We start from the raw sequence: 16319 nt of genomic DNA, 5'->3' as shown, positions 1-16319 counted from the left end.
GAGGTTCGCGTAACGTGAGTTGGACAGAAAGCCTCGGCCGGATCGCAGCGCAGCTGACGAGCCATCGGCCTTCCTTGTACCCGACGGAGGAACTGGACGACTTGGCGGATTTGAAAATCTCCAAGCTGTCCACGGACGGATTCGAAGGCGAACGCCGCAGCTTCGCGCTTGCCGTGAAGGCTGGGCTGCATCTATTTAATGAAAGCCTGGATCATTCGCACAACCTTTCGCAAGACATCCATACGCCTGAAGGCAGCTACTGGCACGCCATCATGCATCGGATGGAGGGGGATTACCCGAATGCAGACTACTGGTTTCGGATGGCCGGCGGTCATCCCGCTCATCAGGAGTGGTCCGATCGGATCCGGGAGCGGCTTGCTGCGTTCGTGTGGGATGATATCGGAAATCCCTCCTTTCGGGCCGCTTTCGAACAATGGTCGGCGGACGGGCGCTTCGAGCCGGCAGGCTTCAACCGGCTTATCGAAATGCAGGTGACGCGCACGAGAAATGAACGCGTGGAACAATTGCTGATCGAGCTTCAATGGGAAGAGATGCGGGCGCTGCTGCAGCACTGCTACGCGTTAAGCGGCGGAGGAGGGGATTTGTTTGAACCCCGGTAGCTCCAAAGCGGCCGTTCCGAACGGGCCTTTTCGTTTAGTCTCGAGGGTGTACCGCTACGTCCTGCCGGGCGTACGTGAACAGCTGGGTTATTGGCGCGATCGAGCCGAAACGATACCCGATCCCGAGCTGCGGAAGCAGGCCATCGACAGCATGACGGCGAAGGAATTTCACTGTATCGGAGGCGCAGTCTATGCGGCGGCTCATCCCGCGATGCGTCATGTGCTGATTCCGCTCATCGTCGCTTTCCAAACGATCAGCGACTACTTGGATAATTTGTGCGACCGCAGCACTTCGCTTGACCCGGACGATTTCCGCCGGCTGCATCAATCGATGCTGGACGCCGTCGATCCGTCCGAGCCGCTCCACGAATATTACGAATTCCGGACGGAGCGCGAAGACGGGGATTATTTGAACGATTTGGTCAAAACGTGTCAAGCCTCACTCCGCTTACTGCCGGCTTATCCGCTCGTGGCTGCCTCGGTTCGCGAACTGGTCGGGCTGTATTGCGATTTGCAGGTGTACAAGCACATCCGCAGAGAGCTGCGCGAGGAGGCGCTGCTCACCTGGTGGGAACGTCACAAGAGCCGCTTCCCGGCCATTCAATGGAACGAATTTGCCGCGGCGACGGGTTCGACGCTCGGGGTGTTTATGCTGTTTCTGGCGGCTTCGGAATCGCGCTTGCAGGCGGACACGGTACAGCGCATTCATGAGGCGTACTTTCCGTACGTCTGCGGGCTTCACATTTTACTCGATTATTTGATCGATCAAGAAGAAGATTTGTCCGGCGGTGATTTAAATTTTTGCAGCTACTATGCGAACATGGATGCCACGGTCGAACGAATCGCCGTGATCGTCGAGGAGGCGAAGCGCCATTCGCAGCTGCTGGAGCATCCGGCTTTCCACCGGATGATTATCGAGGGGCTGCTGGCGTTATATTTGTCCGATCCGAAGGTCAGCAAGCAGCAGGAGGTTAAGCGTATCTCCCGCCGTTTGATGAAAGGCAGCCCGTGGATGCGGCTGTTCTTCCTCGTGAACAGCGTCTGGATTCGCAGGACCACGTAGCGGGAGCGGACAGCGCCACAGCGATGTAAGACCAACCTAAGATGCCAATGTTTTATATTTATAGAGATAATAAGGGCAGCGACAAGGAGGAAACCATCATGACAGTAAAAAAAATTGCCGTTCTCACGAGCGGCGGCGACTCGCAGGGAATGAACGCGGCGGTTCGCGCCGTCGTACGTAGCGGGCTGTTTCACGGCCTGGAAGTGTTTGCCGTACAGCGGGGATATGCCGGACTTATTAATGACGATATCCGGGAAATGGATTTGCGGAGCGTCGGCGATATCATTCAACGGGGCGGAACGATTCTGCAAACCGCCCGCTGTAAGGAGTTTATGACGCCGGAAGGGCAGCAGCTCGGTGCAGACAACTTGCGTAAGCGGGGGATTGACGGTCTCGTCGTGATCGGCGGAGACGGATCGTACCAAGGGGCGAACAAGCTGAGCAAGCTTGGAATCAAAACGATGGGTCTTCCGGGTACGATCGACAACGATATTCCGTTCACCGATTTCACGATCGGCTTTGACACAGCGGTCAGCATCGTCGTTGACGCCATCAACAAGCTGCGCGATACGATGAGCTCTCACGAGCGTTCGTCGGTCGTGGAAGTCATGGGCCGCCACTGCGGCGATATCGCGCTGTACGCGGGACTGGCCAGCGGGGCGGAGACGATTCTCGTACCGGAAGTGCCGTTTGACCTGGACGAAATTTCGAACCGGATGGCCGAAAATTTCGCACAAGGCAAACGTCATAGTATCGTCATCGTCGCAGAGGGTGTCTGTAAGGGCGAGGTCATTGCCCAGGAAATTACGAAGCGCAACGGCATAGAACCACGCGTTACGGTGCTCGGGCACATTCAACGCGGCGGCGCGCCTACGCATAACGACCGGATTCTGGCAAGCAGCCTCGGCGATTTCGCCGTGCGGAGCTTAATCCAGGGCGAATCCGGCAAAGCATGCGGCGTGATTAAGGGCCAGCTGACGCTGACCGATATCGATAAAGTGGTGCACACGAAGAAAGAATTTGATATGGATTTGTATGAGCTGACGAAACGTTTATCGCAATAATAGCGGCTTGCCTTACAAGGGCTTCTTTCCCGGAAAGAAGCCCTTGTTTGTTCAGGTGGAGCCTCGCCGCCTGCCGAAGATTTGCCTCATGGTTTCCCCGTTATTTGAAGCGGAGGCAAGCTTACGCAACTGCCGTATGCGGACCCGCTTGTTCGATGGAGGAAGAAGAGGGGGCTAGCCGCCCCTTCTTGCTCGCTCCGACCGAAGCGCATTTAAAATTTCGTGCGTCGGCCGGTTGCCTTTCGCTGCATAGAACACTTTGCCATCGGCGCCGATGACAAATACGATTCGCTGCTGACCGAGCAATCCGAACAACGTTTGCTCGACATCGTACGCTTGCCGAATCGATTCGCCTTCGTCCGTGACCAGCGGGAAATCGTAGTTGAACTTATTCGCGAATCGGCGGTGCTCCTCCAGGGTGCCCGGGTTGATGCCGAGCACGAGCGCATCAAATTCGGCGTACTGCGCTTTCGAATCGCGTACGGCACAAAGCTGCTTCGTACAAATGGGCGTTTCGTCCTTCGGGTAAAAGATGAGAACGATCGGCCGACGGCCTAAATCTTCGTCGAGACGGATCGTGCCTTGCGTGCTTTCCGCAGTAAATGCGGGAGCCGGTGTGCCGACTGCCAGCATGTGTTGTTCCTCCATTTCCTGCGAAACTAGAATGGAAATCTTGTCTCATCCCTCATTGTAACGGATGAAGCTAACCGGCCGCAATTCGGGTGGCTGCGCCGCCGCCGGAGCAACCCTCCTTGGTCTTGCCAAAGCCTGGCGAATCCGGTAGGATGGGAGAGCAAGCTATGCCCGGAGAACGGAGGGATCATCGATGTACTTATACAATATGGAAATTGAATTGCAGGACCGGCAAATCCGCTTGGTGGTGTTGGCCGAACGGGACGAAGAAGCCTTCGACCAGATTGAAGGGCTGCTGGCCCGGTTTTACGTGAAAACGCCGGAGGTGCTAGAGGCCGCTATCGTCTAGAAGAAACGAGCGACCAGAGGCGCAGGCTTCGTAATGGACTTGCAAGCCTAAACCGATGTTGTGGTAAAGCCGCTTCCGTTTTACAGTAAAGATACCCGAGTCTAACGACGCTCATGTGAACGAGCTAAGGCAAGGATTGCCCGCCGCCGACGGCATCGTATTGGCGACGGCCGGAATATTGGGGCAGCTTGTCCGGCGCGTGGAAGAATGCGCTTGACTTTGTCGGCTTCGACCATTTCGACGGCAAGCCTGGGTTATCCGTTAGTTCAGCCGGAGGACGCCAAAACCCGAGCAAGGGTAGAGCGGCCTGTCGGCTATTTCGTTCATTGGCTCGTGCGGCTCACGAAACACAGATAAGGGAGAGGGAATCGTGGCAGCGATCCTGACGAACGATTGGGCCGATTTATTGGCCGACGAATTTAAACAACCGTATTATTTGGAGCTGCGGGAGTTTTTGAAGCGGGAATACGCTTCGCGCACCGTATATCCGGACATGCACGATCTGTTTAACGCTTTACACTTTACGGCATATGCCGATGTGAGGGCCGTCATCCTGGGGCAGGATCCGTACCATGGGGCGGGTCAGGCTCACGGTCTCAGCTTCTCCGTCAAGCCGGGCATTCCTGCGCCGCCTTCGCTGCAGAACATGTTGAAGGAGTTGCGGGACGATCTGGGCTGCCCTTTGCCCGATAACGGGTATTTGGTGCCTTGGGCGCAGCAGGGCGTTCTCTTGCTGAACACCGTGCTGACAGTCCGGGAAGGAGAAGCGAATTCGCATAAAGGAAAAGGCTGGGAGCGGTTCACCGACCGCGTCATCTCGCTGTTGAACGAACGGGAGAAGCCGATCGTATTCATTCTCTGGGGCAGTCATGCCCAGCAGAAGATGCAGCTGATCACGAACCGGCGCCATCTCATCCTGCGAAGCGTGCATCCCAGTCCGCTATCTGCGCATCGGGGATTTTTCGGCAGCAAGCCGTATTCGCAAGCGAATGCTTTCCTGCAAAGCATCGGCAGCGAACCGATCGATTGGCAGCTGCCCGATCTCGGCGTTCGCCGAGGCAGCAGCGCATAAACCATCCGCCATGCCAAAGAGAGCGGATCGCCCCATACTTGCGGTGCGATCCGCTCTCTTTTAGTAATCGACATCCGGCGTATACGTATTCACGGCGTTCCACAGCAGAAACTCTTCCACACCGTTATCCTTCAAGGCGCGGATCTGCTCTTCGATCTGCTGCTTGCCGTACCGGATATGCCCCGGCACCCAAGTGGCGGTAAAGTCTTGAATCCAGGGGCGGACGACGGGCTTGAGCTCCTGAAGCGATTCCAGTTTTTTGTGCGTATCTTTAGTCGCGCCGTCAATGGTGGCGTAGGGAGCGGCGTCCGGCACTTTAGAGCCGAACCAGCCGGTCGAATAATGGCTCGGATAAATCATCGGACAGATGACGTCGACGTTCTGCGAAATTTTTTGAAAATCTTGCCCGATCCCTTCGGCAGCCGGTACGGAAGCGGCATAACCGAAAATGTCTACGGACACCCTTGCGCCGAGCGGAGCGAGCTGCTCGTGCGCGTATTTGACGAACTCGGCGACGGCATCGATGCGCGTCCGGTCGTCTTTGTCGTATTTCAGGGAGTCGGCCCTTTTCTCGAAGCCTTCCGGAAACCGGACGTAGTCGAATTGTATTTCTTTAAATCCGGCTTTTACGGCTTCTTTCGCCACTTCGATATTGTAGTCCCATACTTCTTTTTTATAAGGATTCACGAAGCTGTCGGGTGGATTTTTACTATTGCCCCAGACGGAACCGTCTGCGTTTAAGAAAGAAAGATCAGGACGTTTTTTGGCCAACAAGGTATCTTTGAATACGACGATGCGGGCAATCGGGTATACGTCGTGCTCACTCAGCGTCGACATAAGCTTGCCCACGTCGGGAATAATTTTTTGCGTTGTCTCCATGGCAAGCAAGGCCGGATTCCCGGTATCGTATGTAATATACCCCCAATCGTCCTTCACATCGATGACCATTGCGTTCAGCTCGGTGTCATCCATCAGCTTGAGCAGCGTGTTCATCCGCGAGCCGCCGACACTGTGCGCCGTCGCATAGATGCCTTTTACGGCGGGGGCGTCCTTCTGCGGGTCCAGCTTGACGGCCGGCTTAAGCGGATCTTCGGGATTGCCGTTCGGGGTTGCGGCTGGCTGCGTTTGCTGCACGATGGCGTTCTTGGAATCTAAGGATGCCTGCACCATTTGTTCGAACGTGGCGTCGGGATGGTCGGCGCTAACGCCGCTCCAAGCCATGAATAACGCGGCCACTAAGAGTTCCATGTTCGTCTCTCCCTGCTAGTATAATATCTATCATTATACCAAAGAAACCGAAAATCGATAGACAGCTTTGATACAATTTGACGAACCGTGCTACAATGCAAAGAATGATGGCGGATGGGACATGCGATCTTAGTTTGATTAAAGGAAGGTAATGATGAACAAGCAGCTTTGGAAATTGCGGGGCCTTAATTTTTCATATTATGCAACGACCGGCGTACTTAATCCTTTTTTGCCGTTATATTTGGGGGAGCGCGGCTATTCGTCTTCGCAAATCGGGCTGTTGATGATGATCGGACCGTTCATCACGATATTCGCCCAACCGATGTGGGGATATATCAGCGATCGTTATCAAACGTTGAAGCTCATTATTTTTTGCTTGTGGGGCATGACGATATTGTCCAGTATCGGCATCTTCGGAACGAGCGGGTATATGAGTGCGTTCATCTTCATGCTCATGCTGTATTTCTTCATGCTGTCTTCGACGCCGCTGCTCGATACCTTGTCGATACGTGTGGCGGAGCGGGCGCATGCGACGTACGGCTCCGTGCGAATGTGGGGCTCGGTCGGCTTCATGCTGCTGTCCTTGTCGTCGGGTTTCCTGCTCACGGCGCTCGGAGGCATGCATAATCTTTCTTTCCTGTACTGGACGATATGGGTTCTGCCGATGCTTCTTCTACTGCTGCTGCGCGACGAGAAGGGGAAAGGCGACGCTGTCGTATCGTTGCGCGCTTTCGGCAGCATGCTGCGCAACAAACAGTTTATATGGTTTTTATTTCTCATTTTCCTGATCATGGTTCCGCACCGGATGAACGATTCGTTGTTTGCTTTGTATTTAAAAGATTTGGGCGGCTCCGATGTGATGGTCGGCTGGGCATGGGCGCTTGCCGCAGGCAGTGAAATCCCTACCTTTGCGCTGCTGGGGCGGTATTTGAACAGGTTTCACGAACTGGCTCTGCTCGGCATCGTGGCGGTGCTGTATACGATCCGCTGGTTGTTGTACGGATTTATTCAAGACCCGGTTATTCTCATGTTTTTGCAAACGACGCAGAGCATCACCTTCGCCGTGTTTTGGATTACCTCGGTGCATTACGTCGTACGTCTTGTACCTGACCATCTGCAATCGACGGGACAATCGATGCTGTCCATGGTATTTCTCGGATTGGCCGGGATCGCGGGCGGCTACGCCGGCGGCTTCGTCAAAGACGTATTCGGCGGAAATGATATGTATCTCTTCGGTGCGGTGATAGCCGGCCTCGCCGCTGTGCTCACATTCGGTACGCAGGCCTATATGCGCAAAAAAAACCATCCTGCCGTGTAGGCGGATGGCTTGGAAAGGCTCCGCTCAGGAGCTTTTCTATTTTTGCGCGTTTGGCTGTTGTGCCGTATCGGAAGCAATTGCCAGCTCTTTTTTCGGAGCTTCCAGCTCACGGTTGTCATTCGTGTTTCCACTGTTGTTGTTCGTCGCATCCTTGAACTCGCGGAACATCTTGCCGAAGCTGCGGCCGAGCTCGGGCAGCTTGTTCGGTCCGAACAGCAGCAGCAGCACGACAGCAATTAAAATAATATGCCATGGGGATAAGGCGCCCATTCATGATCCCTCCGATTACCGTATTCTATGTCATATCATATCACATTTAGGCGGAAAGCATAACATGGAATTATTGCGAAATGTTGAAACTCATAAATAAAACGCCCCCTTCTTAATGAAGGTGGGCGTCTTTCTGGTGCTCGGATATGCTGTATTGAATAATTTCCATGGCGTCCTCGGCCTCCAGGGCAGCGAGCCCGTTTCGCAGCACGATCTCCGACTCGAGTTCACGCTGCTTGAGAAAAGGATATAATTCCGGCGTTAATTTCATAACAATCGTCGAAAGCTTTACTGTTTCCACAAGCATCACCCTTCCCGTCATCTGGTGTTGAGAGATCAGGAGCCACTTACGAGCCATACAGGTAAAGCCGGGGAAATCAACGGCTATGAAGTTACAATTAGATTATAACATAGATTGTTTAAGTTGACAGCGGTACTTTTGTGCCAGCGGACTGCTAAAAATAAGCTAATTTCTGCGAAATAAGCCCATAACGCCGACGGTTTCGGTGATATTCACGAACGCTTGCGGATCCCATTTGCGGACGAGCTGCCGGAGGTCGGCGAGCTCATAACGGGTCGTTACGGTCATCAGCATATGCTGCGGCTGCTTCGTATATGCCCCTTCCGTTTGAATAACGGTAACGCCGCGGTGCAGCTTTTTCATTTTTTGCAGCAGCAGATCCTTCTTTTGCGTGACGATATAGACGGTGACCTTCAAATGCCGGATATGTATCGTGTCCACGACCTTGCCCGTAATAAAAATAGTTACCATCGAATAGAGGGCGAGGTCCCAGTTGTTCTTATAATAGCCGAGCATTAAAATAACGACGCCGTTCAAAGCGAACAGGACGGTGCCGAGCGGAAAATCCCGTTTACGGGTCAATATCGATCCGATGATATCGAGGCCGCCTGTCGAGCCGCCAGCCCTCATGGTGATGCCCGAACCGATACCGAGCAGCACGCCGCCGGTAACGGCGGACATGATCGAATCGTTCGCAACGGTATCGACGGGTACGATCCGCATGAACCATGTCGTTAAGATAACGGAAAGCGTGCTGAGCACAATGAATTTGCGTCCGATCGAAACCAGTCCCCAAATCAGGACAGGCAAGTTCAATACGAGGTATAGCAGAGAGATGTCGAACCCGGTCAAATACCCGATCATCATCGCAATCCCGGACAAGCCGCCGCTGAGCAGCTGGTGGGGGATGAGGAACAAATTGAAGCTGGCCGCAATGAAAGCCGAGCTCAAGACGGTCACGAGAATGGAACCGATCCACGAGCGCTGCAGCTTTATCATAGGAATCCTCCGTGAATGCGAAACGTGAAGCTCTCTCACGATTGTCGCGGAAAGCTTCACGTTTCGATTGTTATTTTCGTTTAAAAGAACCGGATCGCTTGCTTGTACTCGGCTTGGACGATCCGCTTGACGGCGCTTTGCCGTAGCTTGGGGTGGAGCCGTCGTTCCGGCGAACCGAGCCGCTGCTGCTTCCGGCGCCCGTACTGGGCTTGGTTGGCGTCGTTGTGAAGCTCCCTTTGCGATCGGACGTCGAAGGCGCGGTCTGCGCCGGCGTCTTCGCGGGAGCGGAGGCGCTCGGATAAGGCGCCGTCTGGTATTTGCCGTAATCGTCGTAACGCTTGCTGGACGTGTAGCCCCGGTAGTCATATCCCCGGTGGCTGTTAAACCAGCCTCCGCCAAAAACAGATTGAATCAGCGTAGCGGTTAAATATCCTTGCAAGAACGAAGAGTCGTAATTATCTTTTGCATATTGGATCGTGTCTAATTCAACAAGCGTCGTATTTTCGTTATCCGGGTCTTTCTGGACATGAATGATCTTGTTGTCGTATACGAGAAACATCCGCTCGGTCGATTCTTTGCTTATTTCCTGCGGTTTCTCTTGCTGTTCCAGTTCATGAGCTACAGTAGGCACATCTTTGCCGGTTACCGAATAAATTTTGGCAGTGCTCTTGCCTTGGCCCTGAACATCGATCAACGAATAGTTTTCCTTAATAAAATTGCCTGAATCGCCGCATCCGGCTAATAGCGCGAATACGAGCACAAGGGCGAGCCAACGGGCTGCACGCTTCATTGAACAGGGTCACCTCCTCGCAGAACCATCGTATGATCAGGCGAAACGAATCAATGAGAGTTCGGTTCGCTCGAAGCTTTCAAAAATTTGATTAAACCGGCAGGCGTCCGTTCGCCTTCCATCGCCACATATTTACCGTCTTGCCATTGCAGGAAAAAATAACGATCCTCCGTCCCGAAATAACGCCAAAACATCACTTGGTCCGCGGCCCGGAAATCCGTATTGCCTTCGGTCCGCACCGTGTCGGTCCGATTGTGCTCAAGCTCGTACGTCACCTCGCCGCCTGTGTCAAGCCGGGTAGGCACATCGTTAGGATCGTCCAAAGCTCCCTCCACGAATTCACAAATAAAGCATTCGTACGTACGTCCTTTTTCCACAAGCAAACAGGAGAGATGCTTGCCGTTTTGCAAATAATACGCAAAGCGATGCGGTGCGAAGCCTTGATCGAAGTACGTCAGCTTGCCGGACACGACGTATTCTTCCAGATCGACGCTCACGATGTCTCCAACCTTCGTATCTTCAAACGGATTGGAGGGTTTAGTCTCCGGCACCGACTTGTTGCTTTTCAAAATTCCTCCCACTCTTTTCCATACGGACATGGGCTGTCGCTCCTTTTCGTCAGGGCATTCTATATATGTATTATATACGATGTTCGGGGAAAACGGGTTTCAATTTGAACATTTCTGGAATATGACTTCCGCATGTGGTATAATACTAAAGATATTCTTAAGTACGGCCTTGACTGTTCATTTTGACACAGCTAGAAAGTGTTTCATGAAGAGAGTAATAAAAAGAAGATAGGAGTCGCACTTAAGGGTACAGACAATATGAGAACCCATAGAACAAAGGAGAATGAAATCATTTGAAAACGTTTAGTGAATTCGGCTTGGAGCCGAAAGTGTTGCGTGCCATTACGGAGATGGGCTTTGAAGAATCGACTCCGATTCAAGATAAGGCCATTCCTGTAGCCATGGAGGGCCGCGACCTCATTGGTCAAGCACAGACGGGAACCGGGAAAACGGCAGCATTCGGGATTCCGTTGATCAATAAAATCGACATCAAGGAAGAACGCATCGTAGCGCTCATCATGTGTCCGACCCGCGAACTTGCCATTCAAGTGGCGGAAGAAATCGAAAAGCTCGGTCGTTTCAAAGGCATCCGCTCGCTGCCGATCTACGGCGGTCAAGATATCGTGAAGCAAATCCGCGGCCTGCGCAAGAAGCCGCAAATTATTATCGGTACGCCGGGCCGTTTGCTCGACCACATTAACCGCAAAACGATCAAGCTGGACGACGTGCAGACGGTTATCCTGGATGAAGCGGACGAAATGCTCGACATGGGCTTCATGGAAGATATCCAATCCATCCTTCGGCTTGTTCCGGACGAGCGTCAAACGATGCTCTTCTCGGCGACGATGCCGACTAATATCCAGAAGCTGGCGCAACAGTTCCTGAGAAATCCGGAGCACGTTTCGGTTATTCCGAAGCAAATCAGCGCACCTAACATCGAGCAAGCTTACATCGAGCTGCATGAGCGCCAGAAGTTCGAAGCGCTGTGCCGTTTGATCGATATGGAATCCCCGGATCTCGCGATTATCTTCGGCCGCACGAAGCGCCGTGTCGACGAGCTGTCCGAAGCGCTGCAAAAACGCGGTTATACGGCGGAAGGTTTGCACGGGGACTTGTCCCAGAACCAACGCGATAACGTGATGCGCAAATTCCGTGACGGAAGCATCGATGTACTGGTCGCTACCGACGTAGCCGCACGCGGATTGGACGTTTCCGGCGTAACGCATGTCATCAACTTCGACTTGCCGCAAGATCCGGAAAGTTATGTGCACCGGATCGGTCGTACCGGCCGTGCCGGTAAAGAAGGCGTGGCCTACTCGTTCGTAACGCCGCGCGAGATCGACCACCTGTACTTTATCGAGAAAATTACCCGTCATCGCATTGCCCGTAAGCCGATGCCAAGCTTGGCCGAAGCGATTGAAGGCAAGCAAAAGCTGACAGCCGAGCGCGTGCTTGAAGTGCTTCAAAAAGAAGAACATAACGAATATAAAGGTCTTGCGATCTCGCTGTTGGAGCAGCACGACTCGGTTCACCTGCTGGCTTCCGCTTTGAAATTGCTGACCGGCGGCGATAAGAAGGAAGTTGAAATCGAACTGACGCCAGAGGATCCGATTCGCGCTAAGAAGCGTCGTCCGGACATTCGTTCGAACGGACGCAGACCTTCCGGCCCTTACGGTACGGCAGGCGGCGCACGCCGCAATGACCGTCCTTACGGTGGTGGCGACCGCGGCGGCTCCCGTCGTGACGGCAGCCGTGATGGCGGACGTCGCGAAGGCGGCTACCGTGAGAACCGCGATTATCGCGGCCGTTCGGATAACCGTCAAGAAGGACGCAGCGACCGCGGCGGTCATACGCGTTCGTCCAATCGCTCGAACGAAGAAACGCTCGTATAATACACGAATCGCCCTAGTTACCAAATCGGGAAGGCTCATGCCTAAAGCATGGGCCTTCCTGATTTTATAGCCGTATTTGAATTTCCCGGACGGGCATGGACGGCTACCTGGATTTCCGGAAATAAGCTATTAAGTTTGGAGACATAAGGAGGCGTTGTAGTGGAGTTTCGAGGAGTAATGGGCGGATTTTATCGGATTTCCGAATGGATTATGCGGTTGTCCGTCATCAATTTATTATGGATCTTTTGCGCGATACCGTTCTTTTTCCTAGGTATTTTACTGTTGAATTCGACAACAGAGCAGATGGTCTACCAAACCTTGTTCTTAATGGCTGTCGTTTCGCCGTTCACCCTCTTTCCTTCGACGGCGGCCATGTTTAGTGTCGCGCGTAAATGGGTGACGGGGGATGAGGATGTGCCGCTGTTCAAGACATTTTTCCGCGGCTACAAGTCAAACTTCGTTCAAGCGATGATCGGCGGATTTATTTACTTGCTGTTTGGCGCTATCTTGTACGCCAATTTTCAATTTTACGGGAATCAATCCGGGCTGTTCGGCATTTTACGTTTTTTGGTGATGTCGATTTCGGTGCTGCTGATCATTTCTTTGTTCCATTTCTTTTCTATATTGACGCATTTGCATATGAAGATGCTGCAGATTGTCAAGAATGCGGTGCTGATTACGATCGGAAGCCCGATTCGCTCCTTGTCCATGATTGTGCTGGTCGGTGTTGTGCTGTTCGTGAGCACTCGCATATTCACGTTCCTGATTCCGTTCTTCACCGGCAGTCTAATCGCCGTCATTTCGTTCTGGCACTTTAATCTCATCTTCGGCAAGCTGCAGGAAAAGCAGCAGGCTTTGAGCGGGAAGGAAGAGGCGGACGAAGGCGATGCGCCGTCGGACCCGGATGAAGCATCGAAGTCTGGCGACCTTCTTGCGGCGGATGCGGCTAAAGATAACGCCAACCAAGCGGACAAGCAATAAGTTCCCACCGTTCCATGAACTTCATCCGCGGCCGAGTTTACTTTCGCTCAGCGGTAGATTATAATAAGACTACAACAAAATCCTGCGATGTTCGTTTCGGTTTTAAAGTTGTTTTGAACCAATGACTGTTTCTAGGGAGACCAACATTGAATCGCGGCTGACATGCCCTCGAAAAGGGATCTCAAAACCGGTTCTGCGGACACCCACCTGCGAGAGCGGGTTTGAGACACTAAACCGGACGGCATATGCGGGTTTTTTTGTGCCCAAAATACCGGATACATATGATGAAGGGATGTTGGAGATGAAGCTGTTTATCGATACCGCCAATGTGGAAGAAATCCGAAAAGCGCATGAGCTTGGCGTCATTGCCGGCGTCACGACGAATCCTTCGCTGATCGCGAAGGAAGGCAGAGATTTTTTTGAAACGGTACGCGAAATATCCGCCATTGTCGGCAACCTTCCGATCAGTGCGGAAGTTATCAGCTTGCAAGCCGATGAAATGGTGGAGCAGGGCAAGAAGCTCGCTTCTCTGGGCGACGGGATCGTGGTGAAAGTGCCGATGACCGAGGATGGGTTAAAGGCAACGAAACGTTTCACCGAGCTTGGCATTAAGACGAATGTAACGCTTATCTTCAGCTCCACGCAGGCGCTGTTGGCTGCACGCGCCGGCGCTACATACGTCTCTCCGTTCGTCGGCCGTCTCGATGATATTAACCAAATCGGGATGAACCTGATTAAAGAAATCAGCGAAATGTTTAAAATTCATAACATTTCCTCTGAAATCATTACCGCCAGCGTACGGACGACGACGCATGTCATCGATGCGGCGCTGCTGGGCGCAGATATCGCAACGGTCCCTTATAAAGTCATTCAACAGATGGCCAAGCACCCGTTGACGGATGCAGGCATCGAACGTTTCTTGAAGGATTGGGAAGGCGCCAATCAATCGGTTTTCTAGAAGAAGTTTAATTCAAGAGAAAGAGCCGCTTCAACTTCTGATTCGGCTCTTTTTCTTGCGAAAACGCGCATTTCCTCTTTCTCTTCCTTGTAAACAATGATATGATAAACATTAGTGTTAACTGGAATAGATACGCACTTCGCATAGGAGGGAATGCTTTGCTAAAGCGAACCTTAATCGGTCTGATTCGCAGCCATGAAACGACCGGAGAGAAAGCCAGGGATCCGCTGCTGAAGACCCGCAATTATAAACTCTCCAAAGACCAGGCCATGGATGAAGTGGTCAACATGTTCAAAAAATTGAACGGTTACAAGCTGCTCCATGAGGTGCGCAGCGTCGGCGAAATCGTATTGGAACGGCGGACGATTACCGGCAGGACGCAGGATATTACGGTGACGTTATTCGGGATCAACCCGGTCAAAACGGCCATCGATGTATATTCCGCCTCGCGCGGTTCGCTGGGGGACTTGGGCTCCAATTACCGCACCATACTGGACATCTTCAAACATATCGACAAGCGGCTCGCCGCTTATAAAATACATGATTGAATCCGGTGTTTTTCCAGGGGGGAATAAAAAAACAGCGAGGGTAGCTTCGCTGTTTTTTTTTATGACTTCATATGGATTACACGAGTTTTTTCACAGCGTCGACAGCTGCTTCATAGTTCGGGTGATCGGTCATTTCACCGAGGTACTCCACGTATTGGATGGTGTCGTTCGCGTCGATAACAAAGATAGAGCGCATCAACAAGTGCAGTTCTTGGATCAACACACCGTAAGCTTTACCGAAGGAATGATGTTTGTAGTCGGACAAGGTGATGACTTTGTCGATACCTGCTGCGCCGCACCAACGGGATTGCGCGAAAGGCAAGTCGTTACTGATGGTAAGGATGACCACGTTGTCGCCCAATTTAGCCGCTTCTTCGTTGAAACGGCGGGTTTGTGCGTCGCACACGCCGGTGTCCAAGGAAGGCACCACGCTGATGAGCTTCACTTTGCCCGCGTAATCGGAAAGCGATGCGGTTTCGAGCAGATTTTTGTTAACTGTGAAGTCAGGTGCTTTGTCTCCGGCTTTAAGCTCCGGTCCGACAAGCGTGATCGGATTGCCTTTCAGTGTCGCTTGTGCCATGTGTACATGGGCCTCCTTTAATTCTCTTTGAGAATGATTGGTATTTCACCAATTATTATTATAAACTTTTATATGAGAACTTGTCCAATAGAGCGTGCCTCAACCAAGAAACAGGGGGAAGGAATCCCGTGGAATTCAGACAGTTGCAGTATTTTGTGAAAGTGGCCCGCAAGCAGCACGTGACTCAAGCGGCGGAAGAGCTGCATGTGGCGCAATCGGCGGTCAGCCGGCAAATCCACCAGCTGGAGGAAGAACTGGGTGTCCAATTATTCGTGCAGAAGGGGCGCAATCTCCAGCTTACCTCGGTCGGAAAGTTGTTTTTGTGTCGCGTAGAAGCCATAATGACGGATTTGGAGCGGGCGATAAACGAAGTTCATGAGTTCATGGATCCGGAGCAGGGAGAAATTCGCATCGGCTTCCCGCACAGCCTCGGCATTTATTTGCTGCCCACCGTCGTGGCGCGTTTTCGGGAAACACATCCGCGAGTCAAATTCCGCCTTCGTCAAGGCACCTACAATAGTCTCATCCGCGATGTGGTGAAAGGTGAAATCGATCTGTCCTTCATTTCACCTTTTCCCGAGAAACATAACCAAGTCACGGGCGATTTGCTGCTGCTGGAAGAGCTGTACGCCATCGTCCCGCAGGAGCACCCGCTGGCCCGCAATGAACAAATTCGATTGGAACAGTTAAAGAACGATTCGTTCGTTATGTTCAGCGAGGAGTATTCGCTGCGGAGCATCGTGCTTGAAGCTTGCACTAAGGCCGGATTTACCCCGAAAATCGGCTTTGAAGGCGAGGAGACGGATACGATCCGCGGATTGGTGGCGGCCGGTATGGGGGTAAGTATGCTGCCGGAGATGGCATTAACGGAGATTAGCCAGCTGCAGCCGTCCAAGGTGCGGGTCATCGAACCGCGCGTAACGCGCAGCGTCGGGTTGATTCAACGCTCGGGGGACAAGCTGCCGCTTGTTGCCGAAGGGTTTCGTAAATTTTTACTCGAGTTTTTCATTCATCGTTCTTGATCATAGCCAGCCCATCAACGGCTGCATCACATAGCAACCAAG

The 16319-nt window shown here is 52.7% G+C and carries 20 protein-coding genes and 1 other RNA gene; 13 read left to right on the top strand and 8 right to left on the bottom strand.

Annotation, left to right across the window (positions count from 1 at the left end):
* The first annotated feature begins 14 nt into the window (after window positions 1-14).
* The 3 genes from PVA01S_RS06435 to pfkA all read left to right on the top strand — a co-directional run bounded on the left by PVA01S_RS06435 (window position 15) and on the right by pfkA (window position 2747).
* Window positions 15-620 carry a hypothetical protein gene (locus PVA01S_RS06435; protein ID WP_127606143.1) on the top strand — a complete coding sequence of 202 codons (606 nt, stop codon included), beginning with the start codon at window positions 15-17 and terminating at the stop codon, window positions 618-620.
* Window positions 607-1683, top strand: a complete 1077-nt coding sequence (locus tag PVA01S_RS06430) for a tetraprenyl-beta-curcumene synthase family protein (protein ID WP_127606141.1) — start codon at window positions 607-609, stop codon at window positions 1681-1683. The genes PVA01S_RS06435 and PVA01S_RS06430 overlap by 14 nt, the downstream gene beginning before the upstream one ends.
* Before the next feature lie 98 nt (window positions 1684-1781).
* Window positions 1782-2747 carry a 6-phosphofructokinase gene (pfkA, locus tag PVA01S_RS06425; RefSeq protein WP_127606139.1) on the top strand — a complete coding sequence of 322 codons (966 nt, stop codon included), beginning with the start codon at window positions 1782-1784 and terminating at the stop codon, window positions 2745-2747.
* A gap of 174 nt (window positions 2748-2921) precedes the next feature.
* Here the strand turns inward: pfkA and PVA01S_RS06420 are convergent, their stop codons facing one another.
* The gene (locus tag PVA01S_RS06420) at window positions 2922-3380 is read right to left on the bottom strand and encodes a peroxiredoxin (RefSeq protein WP_127606137.1); all 459 of its coding nucleotides are present in this window, start codon (window positions 3378-3380) and stop codon (window positions 2922-2924) included.
* A 193-nt stretch (window positions 3381-3573) separates the two neighbouring features.
* Here PVA01S_RS06420 and PVA01S_RS06415 point away from each other — a divergent pair, with 193 nt between their 5' ends.
* The 3 genes from PVA01S_RS06415 (at window position 3574) to PVA01S_RS06405 (ending at window position 4801) form a co-directional block, all read left to right on the top strand.
* Window positions 3574-3729, top strand: a complete 156-nt coding sequence (locus PVA01S_RS06415) for a DUF3906 family protein (protein WP_127606135.1) — start codon at window positions 3574-3576, stop codon at window positions 3727-3729.
* 188 nt (window positions 3730-3917) lie between these two features.
* Window positions 3918-4115, top strand: a complete 198-nt coding sequence (locus PVA01S_RS27705; RefSeq protein WP_328133349.1) for a hypothetical protein — start codon at window positions 3918-3920, stop codon at window positions 4113-4115.
* The gene (locus PVA01S_RS06405; RefSeq protein ID WP_127606133.1) at window positions 4100-4801 is read left to right on the top strand and encodes a uracil-DNA glycosylase; all 702 of its coding nucleotides are present in this window, start codon (window positions 4100-4102) and stop codon (window positions 4799-4801) included. Before PVA01S_RS27705 ends, PVA01S_RS06405 begins: the two co-directional genes overlap by 16 nt.
* 60 nt (window positions 4802-4861) lie before the next feature.
* On the opposite strand, the gene PVA01S_RS06400 is transcribed toward PVA01S_RS06405, so the two are convergent.
* The gene (locus tag PVA01S_RS06400; protein ID WP_127606131.1) at window positions 4862-6049 is read right to left on the bottom strand and encodes a putative glycoside hydrolase; all 1188 of its coding nucleotides are present in this window, start codon (window positions 6047-6049) and stop codon (window positions 4862-4864) included.
* A 154-nt stretch (window positions 6050-6203) separates the two neighbouring features.
* Between PVA01S_RS06400 and PVA01S_RS06395 the strand changes: the two genes are divergently transcribed.
* Window positions 6204-7367, top strand: a complete 1164-nt coding sequence (locus PVA01S_RS06395; RefSeq protein ID WP_127606129.1) for an MFS transporter — start codon at window positions 6204-6206, stop codon at window positions 7365-7367.
* A gap of 36 nt (window positions 7368-7403) precedes the next feature.
* Here the strand turns inward: PVA01S_RS06395 and tatA are convergent, their stop codons facing one another.
* The 5 genes from tatA to PVA01S_RS06370 all read right to left on the bottom strand — a co-directional run bounded on the left by tatA (window position 7404) and on the right by PVA01S_RS06370 (window position 10326).
* Entirely contained in the window at window positions 7404-7637 is a 234-nt protein-coding gene (tatA, locus tag PVA01S_RS06390) for a twin-arginine translocase TatA/TatE family subunit (protein ID WP_127606127.1), read from the bottom strand.
* Window positions 7638-7749: 112 nt separating this feature from the next.
* The gene (locus tag PVA01S_RS06385; RefSeq protein WP_054796819.1) at window positions 7750-7944 is read right to left on the bottom strand and encodes a hypothetical protein; all 195 of its coding nucleotides are present in this window, start codon (window positions 7942-7944) and stop codon (window positions 7750-7752) included.
* A 159-nt stretch (window positions 7945-8103) separates the two neighbouring features.
* Window positions 8104-8937: a YitT family protein gene (locus PVA01S_RS06380; RefSeq protein ID WP_127606125.1), complete on the bottom strand. Its 834-nt coding sequence runs from the start codon at window positions 8935-8937 to the stop codon at window positions 8104-8106.
* A gap of 70 nt (window positions 8938-9007) precedes the next feature.
* Entirely contained in the window at window positions 9008-9727 is a 720-nt protein-coding gene (locus PVA01S_RS06375; RefSeq protein WP_127606123.1) for a DUF4247 domain-containing protein, read from the bottom strand.
* A gap of 50 nt (window positions 9728-9777) precedes the next feature.
* Window positions 9778-10326, bottom strand: coding sequence for a DUF4178 domain-containing protein (locus PVA01S_RS06370; RefSeq protein WP_127606121.1), 549 nt, complete (start codon window positions 10324-10326; stop codon window positions 9778-9780).
* A gap of 263 nt (window positions 10327-10589) precedes the next feature.
* On the opposite strand from PVA01S_RS06370, the gene cshA reads away from it, so the two are divergent.
* The 5 genes from cshA to PVA01S_RS06345 all read left to right on the top strand — a co-directional run bounded on the left by cshA (window position 10590) and on the right by PVA01S_RS06345 (window position 14675).
* Complete coding sequence (gene cshA, locus PVA01S_RS06365) at window positions 10590-12188, top strand: degradosome RNA helicase CshA (RefSeq protein WP_127606119.1); 1599 nt, start codon at window positions 10590-10592, stop codon at window positions 12186-12188.
* A gap of 159 nt (window positions 12189-12347) precedes the next feature.
* Window positions 12348-13169 carry a YesL family protein gene (locus PVA01S_RS06360; protein WP_127606117.1) on the top strand — a complete coding sequence of 274 codons (822 nt, stop codon included), beginning with the start codon at window positions 12348-12350 and terminating at the stop codon, window positions 13167-13169.
* 76 nt (window positions 13170-13245) lie between these two features.
* A non-coding RNA gene (ssrS, locus tag PVA01S_RS06355) (6S RNA) lies at window positions 13246-13427 on the top strand.
* Between the two features lie 43 nt (window positions 13428-13470).
* A complete protein-coding gene (gene fsa, locus PVA01S_RS06350) occupies window positions 13471-14127 on the top strand; it encodes a fructose-6-phosphate aldolase (RefSeq protein WP_127606115.1) in 657 nt (218 codons plus the stop codon).
* Window positions 14128-14285: 158 nt separating this feature from the next.
* Complete coding sequence (locus tag PVA01S_RS06345) at window positions 14286-14675, top strand: DUF1499 domain-containing protein (protein ID WP_127606113.1); 390 nt, start codon at window positions 14286-14288, stop codon at window positions 14673-14675.
* A gap of 76 nt (window positions 14676-14751) precedes the next feature.
* Here the strand turns inward: PVA01S_RS06345 and tpx are convergent, their stop codons facing one another.
* Window positions 14752-15255 carry a thiol peroxidase gene (tpx, locus tag PVA01S_RS06340; protein ID WP_127606112.1) on the bottom strand — a complete coding sequence of 168 codons (504 nt, stop codon included), beginning with the start codon at window positions 15253-15255 and terminating at the stop codon, window positions 14752-14754.
* Between the two features lie 128 nt (window positions 15256-15383).
* Here tpx and gltC point away from each other — a divergent pair, with 128 nt between their 5' ends.
* Window positions 15384-16277: a glutamate biosynthesis transcriptional regulator GltC gene (gene gltC, locus PVA01S_RS06335; RefSeq protein ID WP_054799239.1), complete on the top strand. Its 894-nt coding sequence runs from the start codon at window positions 15384-15386 to the stop codon at window positions 16275-16277.
* Window positions 16278-16319: the final 42 nt, after the last annotated feature.

Origin of the sequence: Paenibacillus validus NBRC 15382 (assembly GCF_004000985.1) — a bacterium.
GTDB lineage: Bacteria > Bacillota > Bacilli > Paenibacillales > NBRC-103111 > Paenibacillus_G > Paenibacillus_G validus.
Note: the sequence above shows the minus strand (reverse complement) of the source record. Positions and strands in the feature narration are given on the sequence as shown.